The organism is Psychrobacillus sp. FSL K6-2843 (genome assembly GCF_038626375.1).
GTDB lineage: Bacteria > Bacillota > Bacilli > Bacillales_A > Planococcaceae > Psychrobacillus > Psychrobacillus faecigallinarum.
The window spans coordinates 3440523-3459242 of record NZ_CP152021.1 but is presented as its reverse complement, the minus strand read 5'-3'; the positions used below and the strand labels follow the sequence as shown (position 1 = coordinate 3459242).

The window sequence follows — 18720 nt, the reverse complement described above, 5'->3', positions numbered from 1 at the left end:
CCCTAAATCTATAAGGAGAATAGGAGATGTTAAACAATGAAAAGCTATATTCAAAGGCTCGGTCGTTCATTAATGCTTCCAGTAGCTGTATTGCCGGCTGCGGCTATATTGATGGGGGTAGGTTATTGGCTGGATCCAACTCCAACTGGCTGGGGAAGTGGTAATGTAGTTGCAGCTTTCCTTATTAAAGCTGGAGGAGCAATTTTAGATAATTTAGCAGTCCTGTTTGCGGTCGGAGTTGCAATTGGACTTTCCAAGGAAAGAGATGGCGCAGCAGCGCTTAGTGGTTTGGTTGCATTTTTAGTCGTAACGACTATGCTATCTCCAGGTACAGTTTCCTTGCTCCAAGGAATTGATGTAGGCGAGGTAGATGCATCATTTGAAAAAGTAAATAATGCATTTATAGGGATACTTTCAGGAATTATAGCTGCAGCTATGTTCAATCGCTTCAGTCATGTAAAGCTGCCGGACTTCCTTGCTTTCTTCAGTGGTAAGCGAATGGTGCCAATCGTTACTTCGTTTGTGATGCTTGCTGTTTCCGTAGCACTATTCTTTATTTGGCCAATTGTTTACGGTGGATTGGTTTCATTTGGAGAAACTATCAGCGGATTAGGTGCAGCAGGAGCAGGGCTGTATGGATTCTTCAATCGCCTTTTAATCCCAACCGGCTTACATCATGCGTTAAACGCTGTTTTTTGGTTTGATACGATTGGAATAAGTGACATTAAAAATTTCTGGTCGAGCTCTGGTGTCAAGGGCGTAACAGGGATGTATCAAGCGGGCTTCTTCCCAATTATGATGTTCGGTTTACCAGCAGCCGCTTTGGCTATGTACCATACTGCTAAAACAAAGCGTAAAAAACAAGCTGCCTCTTTAATGCTAGCAGCTGGATTTGCCTCATTCTTTACAGGCGTAACAGAGCCTCTTGAGTTTGCCTTTATGTTCTTAGCACCAGCATTATATGTGGTTCATGCAGCTTTGACAGGTTTGTCTTTATTTATTGCAGCTTCCTTCCAGTGGACAGCAGGCTTTGGATTTAGTGCTGGATTTATCGATTATTTCTTAAGCTTGAGCATTCCAATTGCAAATCAACCTTATATGCTGATTGTCCAAGGGCTAGTATTTGCGGTGATCTACTACTTCTTATTCCGTTTCTTAATCGTCAAATTCAATTTGAAAACTCCAGGAAGAGAAGATGATGAAGTTGAACAAGTTGAGGAAATATCAACTACTGACAATAAATTTGCAACGATGGCGACTAAAATATTCGCTGGTCTTGGTGGCAAGTCAAATGTATCATCAGTAGAGCATTGTGCTACTCGCTTACGCGTTGAAGTTAGAGATATGGACCAAGTGGATCAAATGAAAATAAAGTCATCAGGTATACATGGTATTAATGTTGTCGGTCCGAAAAGCATTCAAGTAATTGTTGGAACGAGCGTGCAGTTTGTCGCTGATGAAGTAGATAAACTTCGAAAATAGAGGTTGAAATTTGGCTTATCCAGTAGATTAGAAGTTGATTCACCTAGGGGTCTAGATGAGTAAGCTCACATAGTAATAAATTGAAGACTGGCCGACTTCCTTTTGGGTCTGCCTCTCTTTTTTTCTATAAACCTAACGGGGGTGAGACGATGAAAAAGCGTTTTAAAATTACAGCTCAGGAAGGTATTCATGCTAGACCGGCTGCGTTATTAGTTTCAAGTGCTGCGTCTTGTAGGTCATCAATGGAATTGGGTTTCAATGGTAAGTCAGTAAGCTTGAAGTCAATACTTTCAGTTATGACCTTATCTATTCCTGTAAATTCAATCATTACTATTTCTGCTGACGGCGACGATGCTGCTGAGGCACTAGAAAAGCTAGCTGAAGTCATACTTTCTCATGGGATTGGTGAAGTATGCGAGAGTTAAAAGGGATTCCAGCTTCAACTGGTGTCGCGATTGCAAAGGCGTATAGCTTTGTAGAACCGATTCTTTCTTATGATCAAAACCATATCCAGGAGCCAGAAATAGAGGTAAATAGACTTAAAAACAGCATTGCTAGTACAAAGGAACAGCTCCAGTTAATATATGCAGCAACACGTCAACATTTGGGAGAAGAAAAGGCTACTATTTTTTCTGCTCAGCAGCTCGTTTTAGAGGATCCTGTTTGGATTGCTGCTATTATTGAACAAATCAATGAAGGGAAAAATGCAGAGACAGCTTTAACTGAGATTACAGACATGTACAGGGCGATGTTCCTCGCACTAGATAATGATTACATGAAAGACCGAGTTATAGATATTCAGGATGTCTCAAAGAGACTACTTGCCGACTTATTAGGAGTAAAATTGCCTGATTTGAGCTTGATAGATTCTGAAATAATTATAGTAGCAGTGGACTTGACTCCCTCGGTAACTGTTCAATTGAACAAGCGATATGTTAAGGGAACTATCACTAACATTGGGGGCACTACTTCTCATTCAGCAATATTGGCTCGTTCATTAGGAATTCCAGCAATTGTAGGTACAAAAACAGGGACCTTAGATATCGAGGATGGTACATTGCTTATTATAGATGGTGAAGAGGGAAGAATAATAATCGATCCACCAGAGGATGTAAAAATGTTTTATCTTACTAAACAAAAGGTATTAGAAGAAAGAGAAGAATTGTTGAGAAATTATCTTTCCATGTCTAGTGTTACGATGGACGGGCATCAGGTTCATCTTGTTGCAAATATTGGAGCTCCTGAGGATGGAAAAACAGTTCTTTCTGAAGGTGGGGAAGGTATTGGTTTATTTCGCACCGAATTTATGTACATGAATCGCAATAGACTACCAGATGAGGAGGAACAATTTAAAGCTTATCAAGCTGTAATTTCCAAGATGGAATACAGACCTACCGTGATTCGAACAATGGATATTGGTGGAGACAAGGCATTGCCTTACTTAGAGCTCCCAAATGAAATGAATCCTTTTTTAGGTTATCGAGCTATTCGGATTAGTCTAGATAGGCAGACAATTTTTCGTACACAGTTGCGAGCTCTCTTAAGGGCAAGCAAATTCGGAAAGTTAAAAATTATGTTTCCTATGATTTCCACACTGGAGGAGTTTAGGACTGCGAAGTCAATTCTATTTGAAGAAAAAGAAAAGCTTTTAAATGCAGGAGTTATTGTATCGGAAGAAATAGAAGTTGGGATGATGGTGGAAACGCCTGCAGCTGTAATGATTGTGGATTTATTCGCTCTGGAGGCTGACTTTTTTTCTATCGGAACAAATGACTTGATACAATATATGTTTGCGGCGGATCGTTTGAATGAACAAGTATCCTATTTATATCAACCATATCATCCTGCAATTTTAAGAGCAGTTCAAAAGGTTGTAGAGGCAGCACATCTTAACGGAAAATCGGTAGGTGTTTGTGGAGAAATGGCTGGTGAGCAAATTGCTATACCTCTTTTACTTGCATTAGGTGTGGATGAGTTGTCGATGGACCCTTCGGCTATTTTGAAAGCTAGGTCACAAATAGCTAAATTGAATCATGAAGAATTAAGGAAGCATATGAAGCACATATTAACATTGGCAACTGATAAGGATGTAACAGAATATGTAAAATTACATCTCCTGTAATCTTACTTCTTTTCTTTTGCCTCTAAATATGTAATGATGAAATATCAGGTGGGAAAACTTGAACAGATTAGATCATTGTTAGGAGGAGATTGGAATGGAAGAAAACACTGGTAAAGTTGAGATTGGCGATATTTTTACTGTTATAGATGAAAATGACCAAGAACAAGATATTGAGGTATTAGGTTTGTTGGAAATTGAAGGAGATACTTATGCAGCTGTTGGCTTTGCGGATGAAGTACAAAAAGAAACAGATGAAGATTTCGATGTATTTTTCTTACGTATTGAAGGCGAAGACGAGCTAGCTAACATTGAAAGCGACGAGGAATTTGAAAAAGTATCTGCGGCATTTATGGCTGCTGAAGCTGAATAATTTTCTTTTCTACCCCCACTTAAACAGTGGGGTTTTTTTATTTATAAAATTATTGATAATAGTGCCTTTCAAATGGCAGTATTAACTATACTCTATCCAAATATTGTTCATTCACTTATTGGATTAACTTATCATAAACCCCACGGAAAGTGTCCGCCTAAGCGTAAATCAAATTATATAATAGAAATTATGAAAAATAATTCTTAAATGTAATTTCTTACAATTTGATACAATAAAGATAGAATTGTATATATTTTCAATTGTTTAAGGAGGAGAACCGATGAAACATGCACTTGTAATTGGTGGCACAGGAATGCTAAGAGAAGCAACTCTACGACTTCAAGAAAAAAAATTCAACGTAACAGTGGTCGCAAGAAATCAAACAAAGATGCAAAAACTTTTAGAGGAATCCTCAGGAGCACACACAATTACACCTTTATATGTGGACTATAGCAATGAGCAGCAATGGGAAGAAGAGATACAAAAGCTTATAAAGGAAAAAGGAGAAATTGATGTAGTTATTGCATGGGTTCATTCATATGCAAGCAAAGCTTTACCAACTTTAATAAAAGCAATGTCTAAGTGGGAGCACAACTGGAAGCTCTATCACATATTAGGGAGTAGTTCGAATGTGGAAGAGACTAGAAACGGCCTTCCAATTTCACAAAATTGCTCATATTATCAAGTCCAGTTAGGATTTATGCAAGAAGGCAATACATCCAGATGGCTAACACATTCAGAAATTTCGAAAGGTGTAATAGAAGCGATTACCAGCGATCGAGAAAAGCGCTCATTTCAAATAGGTCAGATAGAGCCGAACTGAGAATATAAAGCATAAAAAAACAATGAAGAAAGAGAAGAAGTGTTATGTCTAATAACTCTAATCAAATACGAGCAGACCTAGTTCCAGATTGTCAAAATTGTTTTGGACTATGCTGTGTTGCTTTACCATTTGAGGCTTCCTCTGATTTCGCCTGCAATAAAGACGGAGGAAGACCTTGTCGGCATTTACAGTCTGAATATCGTTGTGGTATTCACAGTGAGTTAAGAAACAAAGGATATCGTGGCTGTACTGTTTTTGAATGCCTTGGAGCAGGACAGAAAGTATCTCAGCAGACCTTTAAAGGAATGGATTGGCGAGATAATCCTAACATAGCTAATCAGATGTTTCTTGCCTTGCCAATTATGCAACAGCTACATGAAATGCTTTTATATTTGTCGGAAATTCTTTCTTATGATAAAACATCTTCTTTACACAAGGATGTCCAAGTATTGATAAATAAAACAGAAGAGTTAACATCCTTGGAAATAGAAAGTCTTTTAACGGTGAATATTCCTTTACATAGGGTGCTTGTAAATGAAATCTTGATAAAAGCAAGTGAATTAATACGCTATGAAGCAATGAGAAATGGCAGCAAAAATAAAAAAAATTCCCAGCTTTCAAAAAGAGGAGCAGATTTAATTGGGGCTAAGCTTAAGCGAGCGAATTTAAGAGGTGTCAGTTTTAGAGGCGCATACCTTATTGCTTCTGACTTACGGGAAGCAAATTTACGAGAAGTCGATTGGATAGGAGCAGATTTAAGGGATGTAGATTTAAGTGGAGCCGATTTAACTGGTTCGTTCTTCCTCACTCAAATGCAAATTAATGCGGCAAACGGAGATATTTCTACTAAGCTACCCGACAGACTAAAAATTCCTACTCATTGGAGAAAATAAAATTGTTTGAAGAGTATAATTTGAGATTGATTGATAGGGTCACCATATTAATATTTTGTCGGGTAAGTATATAGCTTTATTGCGATGTATCAATAAATATACAAACAAGCCCAATAAAAAAATAGCTGCTGCTAGAAAACTAAAGATACGATGCATAAATCAATGAAGAAAGGTGATGATAAATAGAAAGAAAGGATGATCCATATGGAAGATTATAAATTTGCGGAACTAGATAGCGAGCAATTACAAGAGCTAAGTGAACTGGAAGAAAGGCTTGGCGTTACTCTGATCGCTTATAATGCTGCTTTACACGAACCTACTATTATAAGTGATCAATCATCTCCTATAACTTAATGTGGTAAATGAAGGGAACATTTTCTAACTAGAATTTGTTCTTTTTTTATATAAGTCAAAGGATATAATATTTTTTTTAGTAATAAATAGAACGTACGTTTCATACAATGTTGTAAAAGGAGGAAACGGGCTTGCGTATTTTGGTATTAAAAGCTTTAAAATATCATCAATTAGTAGAGATGATTTATATAAAGGATAATGGGGAAATTAGCAAAAGAAGAATAAAGGTAATAAGTATAAAAGCTGATTCATTTCAAGCATATTGCTACTTAAGAAAAACAAAGAGAACCTTCAAAATGAACAATATTTTGGCATTTGTCCCTCTAACAGAAAAAGAAAAGTATGTAATATAAGAAATGCTTAAACGATAGTATAAATGGCTTTCAAAAAACAAAAACTAGAAATAGGAGCAATTAAAAAAATTGCTCCTATTTCTAGTTCTTACTTTAAAAAAGTAGAGTGCATATTGAATGCACTCAGTAAATATTTGGATATAAGTGAAGCGTTTACGTTTGTTTGTCTATTTCCGTCATCGTTTGATAGTGTAACGGGCAGGTCAAAAATATGGTTTCTTAAGGTTACTAATGCACCTCTATTCAAGAAAACAATTGCCAGACCGCTATTTTGCCTTGTACTACGTGTCTCATAGTATTTTGGGATTGGTTTTCCATTAACGAATATTGCAGTCGGTTAATTTTATTTACTTTAACCGATTAAGCTCTGCATTATCCTCTTTAGACTATGCCTGCTTAAATCTGTTTAATGTTGTGTAAGAAAGACTTAAGTAGACCTCTTATTAGGAACTGTTCGTTCCGGGAGTATAAGCAAGCATGTGTAAAGTAGAATAACACAGCCTCATTTTTTTCCTTAACATCAGTAGCCGCAGAAGTGCCAGTAGTTCCTCGACTACCTTTGAAACAGCAGCAAGGATAATTATCACATCCTAACAGCATTTCCATTAAAGGAACTTGTTAATTCATTTTCACCCCCTCTATCACATCCTATTATTTTTTAATGTGTTGATAGAGGTCAAAGGACTACTTGTCTAAATTATTTTAAAGAATAAAGACCTTTTTTTAATAAACTCCATACATTGGTTTATATTTTGCGATATTTCCTTATAGAAAGTACTACTTTAAATTATATATTTTAAAGAATTAATCATTTTATGCTATTTGATAAATTCTTTTTGAAACATTTACTTACTATTCCTTTCTCATTAACGACCTTCCTTTCCTCCCATATATTTAGAAGTCGTCGTGTGTAATGGTATTGCTTTGACATAAATCAATACATATAATAATATTCTTTTATAGTAGATAGAAAATTCGGTAAAAGGAGGGTGTGTAATGGACATCACAAAAGAGTACGCCAGAAAGCTAGATAAAGAGGACACCCTGAAAACATACCGTACAGAATTTTATATTCCTTCTGGAACTGTCTATATGGATGGGAATTCATTGGGGCTGCTTTCCAAAAGGGCTGAATCAGCAGTATTATCTCTACTCGACTCATGGAAGAATTTAGGTATTGATGGTTGGATGAAGGGGCAGCATCCTTGGTATTATTTTGCGGAAAGGCTGGGAGGGATGTGTTCACCGTTAATTGGTGCTATGGAAGAGGAGGTCATCATTACCGGTTCTACCACCTCAAACCTTCATCAATTGATAGCTAGCTTTTATAAGCCCCATGGCAACCGAACGAAAATATTAGTGGATGAATTGAATTTTCCTTCCGATTTATACGCGGTTAGTAGTCAGCTGGCGCTTCATGGATATGATCCAAGCGAGCATATGAAGATAGTAAGAAGCCAAGATGGCATGCTATTGGAGGAAGTGGATATTATCCAATCAATGACAGAGGACGTGTCATTGATTGTTTTGCCGAGTGTGCTTTACCGCAGTGGACAAATATTGAATATGAAGCTGTTAACAGAAGAGGCTCACAAAAGGGATATTTTAATTGGTTTTGATCTTTGTCACTCCATAGGAGCTATTCCACATACCATGGATGAATGGGGAGTTGATTTTGCCTTTTGGTGTACATATAAACATTTAAATGGAGGACCAGGGTCAGTCGGAGGATTATATGTTAATCGTAAACACTTTAGAGTTGGCCCAGGACTTGCTGGTTGGTTTGGATCAGATAAGGATAAGCAGTTTGACTTAGACATTAAAATGACGCCTGCTACTCAGGTCGGCTCATACCAAATAGGGACACCACATATTTTGAGTGCAGCCCCATTGTATGGTTCTCTTCAAATATTTCAGGAAGCTGGCATAGCACGAATTAGGGATAAATCATGGAAACTAACAGAATATATGCGTTGTTTAATAGATGAACTGCTAAGTGAATATGCATTTCAGAATGTCTCTCCACTGGAGCAGGAAAGAAGAGGAGGACACTTATTTCTATTACATGAGGAAGCGGCAAGAATTTGTAAGGCATTAAAGGAAAAAGGCGTAGTTCCTGACTTCCGTTCTCCTAATGGCATTCGTTTGGCTCCGGTTGCTCTCTATAATACCTTTGAGGAAGTCTGGGAGACCGTTCAATTTTTAAAGGAGATTATGGAAAAAGAGGAGTATTTGAAATTCGAAAATAAACGAGAAGTAATTGCCTAGGAAGGAGTGAGGAATTGTCCGGACAATTTGCTAAACAAGAGGATAATAATTCAAATGAAAAGGGGATTCATACTAACTTTCAGCAGGATATGACCTACGGTGAATATCTTCAGTTAGATACTATTCTGGCTAGCCAAAAAACCTTATCTACTCATCACGATGAAATGCTATTTATTATCATTCATCAAGTAAACGAGTTATGGATGAAGTTAATCCTACATGAGCTAACTAGTGCTATACAGGCTATTCAAGCTAATAATCTACAATCCGCCTTTAAAATGCTAGCGAGAGTAACGAAAATACAATCACAACTTATCCAAGCATGGGATGTACTATCTACTTTGACCCCTGCTGAGTATTTAGAGTTTAGGGATCATTTAGGTAAGTCCTCTGGATTTCAGTCATATCAATATAGGCAGATTGAGTTTGCTCTTGGCTATAAAACAGCACATATATTGAAAATTTATGAAAAGGACACGAAGCTGCATGAACAGCTAGAGAAGGCATTTCATGCACCGAGCATTTATGATGTCTCGATTGAAGCTTTGTCGAAGGGCGGTTTTTTCATAAATCCTGCTCTTCTGAATAGAGATTATTCTATAACGTATTCTGGAGACAAGTCAGTGGCAGATGCATGGAAGACTGTGTACCAAAATGTCAATCAGTATTGGGATCTTTATCAATTGGCTGAAAAGCTTGTTGATATTGAGGATTGGTTACAGCAATGGCGTTTTCGTCATATGAAAACAGTGGAGAGAATAATAGGCTTTAAGGTTGGAACTGGTGGTTCATCTGGCGTCAATTATTTGCGCAAGGTACTCGATCATCGATTTTTTCCGGAGCTTTGGGAACTAAGAACTGACTTATAGGAGGAAGAAAGATGTCTAAAAGATGGATAGACATTACGCAACCGTTAACGAACCAAATTGCAACATGGCCGGGAGATACTCCTTTTTATTTTGAAGTGGCTCACACAAAGGAGCAGACAGGCTCTGTTAATATAGGTCAGATAACAGCTAGTGTGCATACTGGAACTCATGCGGATGCACCATTTCATTTTAATAGTAGTGCGGCTACGATCGAACAGTTAGATGTTAATCATTACATTGGACCAGCCAAAGTAATAGATGTAACTGGAATACCATGGGTTGGTCAAGAAGAGTTAATGAATTTTGACCTAGATGGAGTTAGGCGGCTAATCTTAAAAACAAAAGAAAAGGTTCAAGTTGAAAAATTTCCAGAGGATTTTACCTTGTTAAAAGAAGATATTGGTGAGTTTCTACAGAACAAAGGAATATTCCTGTTAGGCTTAGATATTCCCTCAGTAGATTCAGCTGATAGTAAAGATTTACCGATACATCATACGCTATATAGGAATGGGGTACACATTCTAGAGAACTTATATTTGCAGGATGTATCTGCTGGAGACTATGAACTGATCGCTTTGCCATTAAAAATTGTTGGAGCAGATGGAAGTCCTGTTCGTGCTGTTTTAAGAAAAATGTAAGTGGATAATGTTTATATGTAGTAAAAAAAGGATGGATAAAGCTGTTCCGCTTTTATCTATCCTTTTATTTTCTCGTAACGACAGTAAAATGTATGAACAATGGATGGCTGATTTCCGCTTTAGGTGGGCGCTTTCCGTAGGGTGAGCGATAAGCCCACTGAAGTCGTAGTCAGTCGCTACAATCATAGAGTGCAGCAAGAAGAAAGTAAGAAGGTTGACTCTAACTAAATTATTTAAAGATTTTTCTTAACAATCCTGTCTTAAAATTTATTAGGAAATTGTTTTACGACTCCATTTGATAATGTATCAGCTAGCTGGATGATATGATTTAACCCCTTATCTAAAGCAACAATAGATGCATCCCAATCTTTTGCCAGTCTTGCCGTAACATCCTCTGTTATTAAAGCTAAATGCATTTCCAACATTTCCTTTAATTCTGCTTTTGGCCAATTTGGGTTGGCTTTGCTAAGGAATTCGGCTATGTCGTCAGCATTTTTATACCACTCTTTATTGTATTTTTCCAAATCCGCTTTGTTACCTCTTTTTGCCGCATCCACTACGTTTCCGGCAATGAGGATATGGTCCTTTAACAGCGCAGTCAATTTATTGCCTGCAGCTTCTCCATAATAAGTCTTGAAAGCATTCCCAATGTCCTCCTGATTTTTTAATAACCTCGCTAGTACATTTTCTTGATCGTCCAGACCTTCCAAAGCGCTCACAATATAAAGCCTAGTCCACATGACATGTTCTGTCCAAAGCTTTCTTAAGTCACCCTTCAATTGACATGCTTCTTGGCTAAAACACTGTTCTTGGGATCCGGTTTCAGCTTTTGTAGTTAATGGTGAAACAATCAAAGCAATAGACATAAACAATAACGCTAACCTCAAAGAATGTTTTTTCATACTATCTGCTCCTTTTGAAAGAATTAGAAAAATGTCTTTATTACTTTGGTTTTTTTCTCTAATTTTATCCTTCTTTGCAAAAAGAGTACTTAAGCTTTATTCTTAAGTACTCCTTTTGCTATATTTAAAAGAATTAACCACCAAGGGAATCCTGATAGTCAATCACTTCGATCAGAAATAACTTCAACTATAAATGCAAAAATTATAGACCTTATTCTTCAGTTGTTTTTTCTCTATCCAAATTTGACAATCCTGTAAACTATCAGAGAAAATCACCTAGAAGAGTGAGAGAAATCATACTCTATCCTGTATTTTCTGTTTATACTTAAGATAACATAGTACGTAAGAAGAACAGAGGAGTGAGCTTTTTGAAAAAGATAGTTGTAGTTGGTGGTGGAATTACTGGACTTTCTGTGATGCATTATTTGCATCTGCTTAAAAACGAAAAAGCTTTAGATATGGAAATGACTTTAGTGGAATCGAATGCTTATCTTGGAGGAAAAATTCATTCAGTTTATGAGGACGATTTTATCATGGAAGTTGGTGCAGACTCCATAGTAGCACGTCACGAATCAATATTGCCCCTTGTGGAGGAACTTGGTTTACAAAAAGAGCTAGTATATAACGCAACAGGAATTTCCTATATTTATACTAATAATGAGTTGCATGCAATACCAGCAGACTCAGTTTTTGGAATCCCTACAAGTGTGGAATCGCTAGAAAGTAGTTCGCTTGTTTCTGGAGAAGGAAAGCAGGAGGCACTGAAGGACTTAGAGCTAACTAACGAAAGTTTTACAAAAGAAGACTCAATTGGTTCGTTTTTAAAATACTTCCTTGGAGAAGAACTAGTAGAAAAACAAGTAGCTCCAGTATTATCAGGCGTATATTCAGGTGACTTGGACAAGCTAACATTAGAAACAACTTTACCCTATTTAATTGATTATAAAAATAAGTATGGCAGCATCATTAAAGGGCTTGGGGCCAATAAGGAGCAATTCCAAAAATCTGCTAACAAAAAATTTATTTCATTTAAAAACGGTTTATCTACACTTATTAATCAAATAGAAGATGAATTAAAGGATTCTAAAATTATAAAAGGTGTTCATACAAAAAAAATTGAGAAAAAGGGGGAAAGTGAGTACAGCGTATATCTGTCAGACGGACAAATAATAGAGGCAGATTATGTAGTGCTGACCACACCTCATCAAGTTGCACAAGAAGTGCTAAATAATGAACATCTGAATGAGGACTTCAGCAAGTTTAAAAATTCTTCGTTAATCAGCATATATCTTGGTTTTGATATATCAGATGAGCAACTGCCGGCAGAGGGGACTGGTTATATTGTTTCGGAGAACTCAAATGTGAAATGTAACGCTTGCACATGGACTAGTCGGAAATGGGAGCACACCTCAAAGAATAACAAGCTATTAGTCCGTATGTTTTATAAGAGCACTAATCCAGAGTTTTCAAAGATGAAGCATATGAGCGAGGAAGAGCTTGTAGAAGTGGCAATGCAAGATATTCAACATAGCTTGAAGCTTGATGGGAAACCTCAAGTAGTTGAAGTAACGAAATGGAATGATTTAATGCCAAACTATCATATGGCGCATGCGGAGGCTATCAAATCTATTGAGAAAAAAATGTCTACATTATTTCCTCAAGTCATACTTGCTGGTTGCTCATATTATGGAGTTGGTATTGGACCTTGCATTAAGAATGGGAAAGAAACAGCAAAACAAATTATTGAAAAATTAAGTTGAACACTTTAAAAAAGGACGTTTGTTAGAAGGAGGAATCCTTCTACAAATGTCCTTTTTAAGTTATTATTCGTACATACTTTAGAAAACTCTAGAACTCCAGTATGAATAGTAGTTAGCGTACAAGTGCTGAGCCGTTCTTTGCCTTTTTCAGTTGAACGACAATAATAATGCTTATAATCACGAGTAGAAACCAAGAGCTAATCTTCCCAATATGAACGATGGACCACACTTGTTCTTGGTTAGGGTATTGCCAAGCACCTAAAAAGGTAGTGATATTCTCAGCGATCCATATGAAAAAACCAATTAACAAAAAGGATAAGACGATTGGCATTTTATAAACCTTTTCCTTTACTCGAAAGCTGACGACAGTCCGGAAGAAAACAATAAGTAAAAGAGCCTTTAAAAACCAGCGTATATCGAAAAAGTAATGATGTGTAAAAAAATTAAAATAAATAAGAGCGCCAATAATTGTAGCTGAAATAGAAGGTGGCCAATGATAGATATGTAAGTCAAACCTTCGCCAAGCTTGACAAATATAACTTGCGACACTTGCATACATAAAACCGCTATAAAGCGGTACTCCCCCAATTTTGCTGTATGCATTCTCTGGATATGACCAAGATCCCATATAGGTTTTAAAGAGTTCCAATGCTAAACCTATTACATGAAATAGACAAATGACTTTAAACTCATCCCATGTCTCTAACTTTGAAATTAACATAAATATTTGGCCAGCTATACAAATAATAAGTATGAAATCATAGCGCGGCAGGTAGGGTATAGAGACTATCTTAGAAAGAGCTAAAGCTCCAAAAATAATGACAGGAAATATGCATGAAATTGCTTGTAAATAGCCAAAATGTATAAAGTTTTTCACGTTCTCGCTTACCTCCTCTATGTAGAATTTTTTAAAGTTGTTATGTATTTTGCATGAAAGTAAACATGCATTATAGAAGGAGACGAAAAGTAATAATGTAAGTTTCCAAGGGAATAATAGTATATAAGGACTATGTTATTTGTATAATACTTAGAAAAAACTCCTACCTAAGGAACGAAATATGAGGTATAATATTCATCGTGAATTGGAACTATATAAAATAGCCATTATAGGGGAAAGTTCGATAAAGGAGAATATGTGTGACTACTGATAATATTAATGTAGATAGAAGAGTGAGAAGAACAAAGAAGATATTCAAGTCTCATTTTATAGATTTAGTGAAAGAAAAAGGATATAAAAATGTTACGATAACAGATGTTGTAGACAGAGCAGACTACAATAGAAGTACTTTTTATATATATTATAAGGATAAAGAAGATCTTGCCGAGGAGCTTGTCAAAGAAACTTTAAAGGATCTAGAATATGCCTTTCACAGTCCATTTTTAGGAAGTTCGGTAGTTGATTATGGTAAAATTATTCCTACCTCGAATGCTTTTTTCAGACATTTATATGATCATAGAAGGGTGTACAGTCTTTTATATATATCAGACACTATACCAGGCTTTCAAGAGAGTTTTTTAAATAAATTTAAGAAAATATTTTATGGTATTACTTATTTAGACCAGTCTAATGAAGTCATCGGGATTAAGCATTTTAATACTTATAAAATGTATGGGTCGTATGGAGTAATATTAGAGTGGCTAGAGGGAGGGTGTATAGAAACACCTGAAGAAATAGCAGATACACTTTTAGAAATATTTAAAACATCGGAGAGTGCCTTTAAGCTAGAAAAGACAGCTATTAGAAAATAGCTGTCTTTTTTGCTATATAAATATAGGACTTCTATATCTATTGCTCACTAAAGTATCTTTTATGAGCAAAAAAGTGGGCTAGTAACTAATGTCACTACCCACCTCTTTGGAAACTATATATTATATTTTCTTTTCTTTCTCAGAATCCTCAAGCTTTTTATCATCTTTTTCTTCATCATTGATGATGTCTCTTGTAGAAGTTTTAAATTCTTTTAAAGTTTGACCAACTGCTTTTCCTAGTTGAGGCAGTTTGGAAGGACCGAAGATAACTAAAGCTATAATTAAAACGAGTATTAGACCCGGGATACCTATATTTGGCATATTGTTTCCTCCTTGTCTGTAATATAAATGTTGACGCATGTTAACTATAACACATCATTACAGAAAAATGGTCTCTTCTAGCTTCGATTCGTTGACTAATCTATACCTATATAAGAGATTACACTAATTCTTTTGATTTTGTCGCTGATACTAATTGTCCGCCACCGTTTTTAAGGTATTGTACCATACCTTCTGTTGCTCTATAAGTAAGGGCAGCAGCTGTTGGGGTGGGATTAGTCGGTCCAAAGTGAGGGAAAGCAGAAGCTCCACACACAAATAAGTTTTCAGCGTCCCACATTTGAAGATAATTGTTTACTGCAGATGTTTCTGGATTGTCTCCCATGATTGCTCCACCAGCGTCATGCTGGAATGTGAATCTTCCGCCAAAATGTTCGGCCATAGGGATTACATCTATAATGTCAGCACCCATTTCTTTTACTACATCCGCACATTTCTCTACTAGGAATTCGTTACGCTTATGGTCCTCCGCAGTATAGTCGAATGTAACACGAATTAATGGATCACCATTATCGTCTTTATAAACTGGATCTAGATCAAGGTAGTGATTTTTATTCGGTAAAATGGCTCTTTGAGAAACAACGGTTACATTTCTATGGAAGTAATGTAAAGAGTTTTTCTTGAATTCTTTACCCCAAGTTGGTGTTCCAAAAGGAGCAGGATTGTTAGCAATTGGTTCATTACCGAATAAGTGCATTTCAATTTGTCCACCATGGATAAACTCAACTCCATTATGGTCGAAATTATCTGCATTGAAATCGTTAAATGCAGAACCTAAAGAGCCAGTACCGATGAAGCTATTGAATTTCTCTTCTTCAAAGTAACCGATTGCTCCAGTAATAGTATGGTGATCTGTGTAGTTCTTCCCGATAACCCCGGTGCCTGTTTTCGGATTATAAGGCTGCCCGATACCAGACAAAAGAAGTAGGCGGACGTTATTAAATGTATAGCTTGTTAATGCTACTACGTCAGCAGGCTGTTCAAATACTTCACCAGTTCTGATGTCCTTATACAATACTCCAGTTGCTTTGCCATTCTCATAAAGTACACGAGTTACTAAAGAGTGGGTACGCAATTCAAAGTTACCTGTTTTCTTAGCAGTAGGTATAACTGTAACGATCGGATCTGCCTTAGCTCCGTATTCACAGCCATAGTTACCACAGAAAGAGCAGTACTGACAAGCGTTTAGTGTTTCCCCATCTGGATTTGTATATGATTCGGATACGTTTGCTGTAGGAACGACAAATGGGTGATGACCAAGTTTTTCAGCAGCTTCATGAAACATCTTCATTTGTTTTAGTTTCTTTAATGGTGGTGTTGGATAGTCAATTGAACGGGGACCAGCTAAAGGATCTACCTCCCCAGAAATACCAGCCATTTGTTCAAACTTGGAATAGTAAGGTTCTATTTCATCATAGGTAATGCCCCAGTCTTGAATAGTTACATCTTTTCCGATTTTACCTTCTCCATATTTTTCAATGGTTTTACTGCGAATTTCAAAATCGTAAGGGAAGTAGCGATAAGTTTGTCCACCCCAGTGGGCACCACCGCCGCCAGTTCCAGTACCAACAACTAATGCTGACTCATCGCGAACTGGACGAGCTTCGTCATTTAAAGTGTTTCGAAAAGTAATAGTATCCTTGTTTAATTTTTGCATTAACTCTTTACGAACGTTGTACTTTAATTCATCATGTCCGTGCAGATAATCCTCAATAGATCTTTCAACTCCACGTTCAAGACCGACCACTTTATAGCCTGCTTTTGTTAGCTCAGCAGCAACTATTCCGCCTGTCCAACCCATACCAGTTGTTACAACGTCCACCTTTGGTAATTTTGTAACCATAACCTTAGTAACCTCCATTTTTTTAATAGCTTAGTGTTTATGTCCACCTAGACTTACAGGTGGTATTGATACGAATTCTTCTTTATCTAAATAGGCAGTGTACGACATTTGAGCTCCTGGGAATTCTTTCATCTTCCAGCCTGCCATATCCTTATTTCCTCCATATAGTGGATCAGCGAAACATCCTTGAAGTGTTGCAGATCTTAATGAATTAAAGAATACTGCAGAGTTGATAAATTGCATTTCTACTTCACCCATTTGGAATGCAGTTAAGATAGCAATTTGTTGTTCTTCCGATAGATCTTTGAATAGTGCTCCTTCATGCTGCTTCTCTGAAACCTCGTTTAGCTTGCGAACTCCTTGTAAAAAGATTTCACTGTTATCTAAAGGAATTTCTCCAGCCTTAAATGGACCTTTTCTATAGTCATCGGCATTACTTCCCCATGGGCTAGCTAATTGTTTATCGATAAAATACGGTGCTCCTAAAGCAATTGCTCCTGGGCCATGCTCATCTTCTGGATAGATAAGCTCAGTAGCAGCTGCAAGTGCGTCGAAATCCTTTTGACGAACAAAAAACTGGCGTGTCTCGCTATAATCAACTGACTTATGAGCTGTTTCGACTCCAGATTTAGTAGTACTTTCTTTTCCGCCAACTAAGCTACCAATAGCTCCACCTAGTACTAAGCCTCCGACTGTAAGCCCTGAGTTTTTGATAAACTTCCGTCTCGAAGAACGTTTATCTAAAAAAGTTTCTTTGTTTTCTTGTTCTGACATATTTGTAAACCCCCTATTATAATTTGATTAATGGAATATTGAATGCCAATTGTAGATTAATAAAAATAAGCCTGTAAAAACTAGCAAACTGGCAATGAAATAGATTTGTACTTTTTCTGCCCAGCAAAGAACAATAATAGCTAAACCAATACCTGCGCCTAGTAATGCAAACCATGGGAAAGAACTATTAGAGAAATGAAGAAAAAGTGCAAAATCTGCTACTAAAAATAGAGCAAGTAGTACGTTATTTAATAAAACTAGTTCTTCTCTATTATAATTAGACATTATTATCCTCCTATATAAGACAAAATTTTCTTTAATATACTATTTCACAAGAACTATGTAACGAAAGAATTTTATCAATAATAAATATAATCTACAATCATTAATAAATTGATATTTGCCTACCTACACAACAGATTCTTTCTATTTGTCTAATTTTTAAATATAATTAATTATAATTTCGATTGTATTGCCAATAAATTCAAAAAATACATCTTAGGTCTTAGTTGATTTCCTCCTGCAGACTGTTCAGTAAGTTCTCTTAAATAAGAGATGATGAAGGAACAAAAAGAGAGCATCTTGTTGATGGGGTGGAAAAGTGGAGAAGACGGTCTATATTATATTAAGTGACACAAGTACATGGTTTTCTAAAATGATTGGAATGTATACGGGAAGAAACAGAAATCACGCGTCGATTGCCTTTGATGAGCAATTGAATGAGATGTATAGCTTTGGTAGAAAACAGAGATATAACCCAATTAATGGTGGCTTTGTTCAAGAAAACGCGAGGGGCGGGGTGTTTAAAAACGCCAACTGTTCTATTTTTCAATGCAAAATATCTTTAAGTGAATTTGAGCAAATGCAAAACAGAGTACTTGCATTTCGGGAGGAACAAGATAGGTATAAATATAATTTGCTTGGTTTGTTTGGAATTGCCCTTCGATTGAAAATTCATCGGGAGAATGCATATTTTTGTTCTCAATTTGTAGCTACGATTATGAATGAATCTTCTACTTTAAGCATAGACACCCCTACTTATTTAGTTCAACCACATCATATTGCAGAGCACCCAGCGCTTCAACTGATTTATGAAGGACAATTTCAGTATTATTTATTAAATAACAATTTAGGTGATGCATCTAAGTGGAAGGAACTTGCATATTAGCTACTTCCTTTCT

20 protein-coding genes are annotated in these 18720 nt (G+C 36.5%); 14 read left to right on the top strand and 6 right to left on the bottom strand.

Annotated features, from left to right (window positions below):
* Nucleotides 1-36 precede the first annotated feature (36 nt).
* The 11 genes from nagE to kynB all read left to right on the top strand — a co-directional run bounded on the left by nagE (nucleotide 37) and on the right by kynB (nucleotide 10172).
* Nucleotides 37-1482 carry an N-acetylglucosamine-specific PTS transporter subunit IIBC gene (nagE, locus tag MKY94_RS17525; protein WP_342577509.1) on the top strand — a complete coding sequence of 482 codons (1446 nt, stop codon included), beginning with the start codon at nucleotides 37-39 and terminating at the stop codon, nucleotides 1480-1482.
* A gap of 149 nt (nucleotides 1483-1631) precedes the next feature.
* Nucleotides 1632-1907 (top strand): HPr family phosphocarrier protein, encoded by a 276-nt coding sequence (locus MKY94_RS17520; protein ID WP_342577508.1) that lies wholly within the window; start codon nucleotides 1632-1634, stop codon nucleotides 1905-1907.
* Entirely contained in the window at nucleotides 1895-3604 is a 1710-nt protein-coding gene (gene ptsP, locus MKY94_RS17515; RefSeq protein WP_342577507.1) for a phosphoenolpyruvate--protein phosphotransferase, read from the top strand. Before MKY94_RS17520 ends, ptsP begins: the two co-directional genes overlap by 13 nt.
* A gap of 94 nt (nucleotides 3605-3698) precedes the next feature.
* The gene (locus MKY94_RS17510) at nucleotides 3699-3974 is read left to right on the top strand and encodes a DUF1292 domain-containing protein (protein ID WP_151112651.1); all 276 of its coding nucleotides are present in this window, start codon (nucleotides 3699-3701) and stop codon (nucleotides 3972-3974) included.
* 280 nt (nucleotides 3975-4254) lie between these two features.
* Nucleotides 4255-4797 carry an SDR family NAD(P)-dependent oxidoreductase gene (locus tag MKY94_RS17505; protein WP_340844834.1) on the top strand — a complete coding sequence of 181 codons (543 nt, stop codon included), beginning with the start codon at nucleotides 4255-4257 and terminating at the stop codon, nucleotides 4795-4797.
* Nucleotides 4798-4841: 44 nt separating this feature from the next.
* Nucleotides 4842-5690, top strand: a complete 849-nt coding sequence (locus MKY94_RS17500; RefSeq protein ID WP_151112655.1) for a pentapeptide repeat-containing protein — start codon at nucleotides 4842-4844, stop codon at nucleotides 5688-5690.
* A gap of 204 nt (nucleotides 5691-5894) precedes the next feature.
* Complete coding sequence (locus MKY94_RS17495; protein WP_191963819.1) at nucleotides 5895-6044, top strand: hypothetical protein; 150 nt, start codon at nucleotides 5895-5897, stop codon at nucleotides 6042-6044.
* 131 nt (nucleotides 6045-6175) lie between these two features.
* Complete coding sequence (locus MKY94_RS17490; RefSeq protein ID WP_342577506.1) at nucleotides 6176-6397, top strand: transcriptional regulator; 222 nt, start codon at nucleotides 6176-6178, stop codon at nucleotides 6395-6397.
* 996 nt (nucleotides 6398-7393) lie between these two features.
* Entirely contained in the window at nucleotides 7394-8665 is a 1272-nt protein-coding gene (gene kynU, locus MKY94_RS17485; RefSeq protein WP_342577505.1) for a kynureninase, read from the top strand.
* 14 nt (nucleotides 8666-8679) lie between these two features.
* Nucleotides 8680-9534, top strand: coding sequence for a tryptophan 2,3-dioxygenase (gene kynA, locus MKY94_RS17480; protein ID WP_260866665.1), 855 nt, complete (start codon nucleotides 8680-8682; stop codon nucleotides 9532-9534).
* An 11-nt stretch (nucleotides 9535-9545) separates the two neighbouring features.
* Nucleotides 9546-10172, top strand: a complete 627-nt coding sequence (gene kynB, locus MKY94_RS17475) for an arylformamidase (RefSeq protein ID WP_342577504.1) — start codon at nucleotides 9546-9548, stop codon at nucleotides 10170-10172.
* 260 nt (nucleotides 10173-10432) lie between these two features.
* Here the strand turns inward: kynB and MKY94_RS17470 are convergent, their stop codons facing one another.
* Nucleotides 10433-11074, bottom strand: a complete 642-nt coding sequence (locus MKY94_RS17470) for a glycosyltransferase (RefSeq protein ID WP_342577503.1) — start codon at nucleotides 11072-11074, stop codon at nucleotides 10433-10435.
* 368 nt (nucleotides 11075-11442) lie between these two features.
* Here MKY94_RS17470 and MKY94_RS17465 point away from each other — a divergent pair, with 368 nt between their 5' ends.
* Nucleotides 11443-12834: a protoporphyrinogen oxidase gene (locus tag MKY94_RS17465; RefSeq protein ID WP_342577502.1), complete on the top strand. Its 1392-nt coding sequence runs from the start codon at nucleotides 11443-11445 to the stop codon at nucleotides 12832-12834.
* A 112-nt stretch (nucleotides 12835-12946) separates the two neighbouring features.
* Here the strand turns inward: MKY94_RS17465 and MKY94_RS17460 are convergent, their stop codons facing one another.
* The gene (locus tag MKY94_RS17460) at nucleotides 12947-13711 is read right to left on the bottom strand and encodes a DUF817 domain-containing protein (RefSeq protein ID WP_340863779.1); all 765 of its coding nucleotides are present in this window, start codon (nucleotides 13709-13711) and stop codon (nucleotides 12947-12949) included.
* Nucleotides 13712-13971: 260 nt separating this feature from the next.
* Here MKY94_RS17460 and MKY94_RS17455 point away from each other — a divergent pair, with 260 nt between their 5' ends.
* On the top strand, nucleotides 13972-14583 hold the full coding sequence (locus tag MKY94_RS17455; RefSeq protein ID WP_186318253.1) for a TetR/AcrR family transcriptional regulator: 612 nt from the start codon (nucleotides 13972-13974) through the stop codon (nucleotides 14581-14583).
* A 120-nt stretch (nucleotides 14584-14703) separates the two neighbouring features.
* Here the strand turns inward: MKY94_RS17455 and MKY94_RS17450 are convergent, their stop codons facing one another.
* The 4 genes from MKY94_RS17450 to MKY94_RS17435 form a co-directional block, all read right to left on the bottom strand.
* Entirely contained in the window at nucleotides 14704-14904 is a 201-nt protein-coding gene (locus tag MKY94_RS17450; protein ID WP_144540803.1) for a twin-arginine translocase TatA/TatE family subunit, read from the bottom strand.
* 118 nt (nucleotides 14905-15022) lie between these two features.
* Nucleotides 15023-16765, bottom strand: coding sequence for a GMC family oxidoreductase (locus MKY94_RS17445; RefSeq protein ID WP_144540806.1), 1743 nt, complete (start codon nucleotides 16763-16765; stop codon nucleotides 15023-15025).
* A gap of 30 nt (nucleotides 16766-16795) precedes the next feature.
* Nucleotides 16796-17539, bottom strand: a complete 744-nt coding sequence (locus MKY94_RS17440; protein WP_191697840.1) for a gluconate 2-dehydrogenase subunit 3 family protein — start codon at nucleotides 17537-17539, stop codon at nucleotides 16796-16798.
* Between the two features lie 27 nt (nucleotides 17540-17566).
* Nucleotides 17567-17824 carry a hypothetical protein gene (locus MKY94_RS17435; protein WP_144540811.1) on the bottom strand — a complete coding sequence of 86 codons (258 nt, stop codon included), beginning with the start codon at nucleotides 17822-17824 and terminating at the stop codon, nucleotides 17567-17569.
* 316 nt (nucleotides 17825-18140) lie between these two features.
* Here MKY94_RS17435 and MKY94_RS17430 point away from each other — a divergent pair, with 316 nt between their 5' ends.
* Entirely contained in the window at nucleotides 18141-18707 is a 567-nt protein-coding gene (locus tag MKY94_RS17430) for a hypothetical protein (RefSeq protein ID WP_144540814.1), read from the top strand.
* Nucleotides 18708-18720 lie beyond the last annotated feature (13 nt).

Coding starts and splice junctions, on each gene's coding strand:
- MKY94_RS17440 (WP_191697840.1), bottom strand. CDS start 17,539: ATGTCAGAACAAGAAAACAAAGAAACTTTTTTAGATAAACGTTCTTCG.
- MKY94_RS17500 (WP_151112655.1), top strand. CDS start 4,842: ATGTCTAATAACTCTAATCAAATACGAGCAGACCTAGTTCCAGATTGT.
- MKY94_RS17495 (WP_191963819.1), top strand. CDS start 5,895: ATGGAAGATTATAAATTTGCGGAACTAGATAGCGAGCAATTACAAGAG.
- MKY94_RS17470 (WP_342577503.1), bottom strand. CDS start 11,074: ATGAAAAAACATTCTTTGAGGTTAGCGTTATTGTTTATGTCTATTGCT.
- MKY94_RS17450 (WP_144540803.1), bottom strand. CDS start 14,904: ATGCCAAATATAGGTATCCCGGGTCTAATACTCGTTTTAATTATAGCT.
- kynB (WP_342577504.1), top strand. CDS start 9,546: ATGTCTAAAAGATGGATAGACATTACGCAACCGTTAACGAACCAAATT.
- MKY94_RS17435 (WP_144540811.1), bottom strand. CDS start 17,824: ATGTCTAATTATAATAGAGAAGAACTAGTTTTATTAAATAACGTACTA.
- MKY94_RS17510 (WP_151112651.1), top strand. CDS start 3,699: ATGGAAGAAAACACTGGTAAAGTTGAGATTGGCGATATTTTTACTGTT.
- kynU (WP_342577505.1), top strand. CDS start 7,394: ATGGACATCACAAAAGAGTACGCCAGAAAGCTAGATAAAGAGGACACC.
- MKY94_RS17520 (WP_342577508.1), top strand. CDS start 1,632: ATGAAAAAGCGTTTTAAAATTACAGCTCAGGAAGGTATTCATGCTAGA.
- nagE (WP_342577509.1), top strand. CDS start 37: ATGAAAAGCTATATTCAAAGGCTCGGTCGTTCATTAATGCTTCCAGTA.
- ptsP (WP_342577507.1), top strand. CDS start 1,895: ATGCGAGAGTTAAAAGGGATTCCAGCTTCAACTGGTGTCGCGATTGCA.
- MKY94_RS17445 (WP_144540806.1), bottom strand. CDS start 16,765: ATGGTTACAAAATTACCAAAGGTGGACGTTGTAACAACTGGTATGGGT.
- MKY94_RS17505 (WP_340844834.1), top strand. CDS start 4,255: ATGAAACATGCACTTGTAATTGGTGGCACAGGAATGCTAAGAGAAGCA.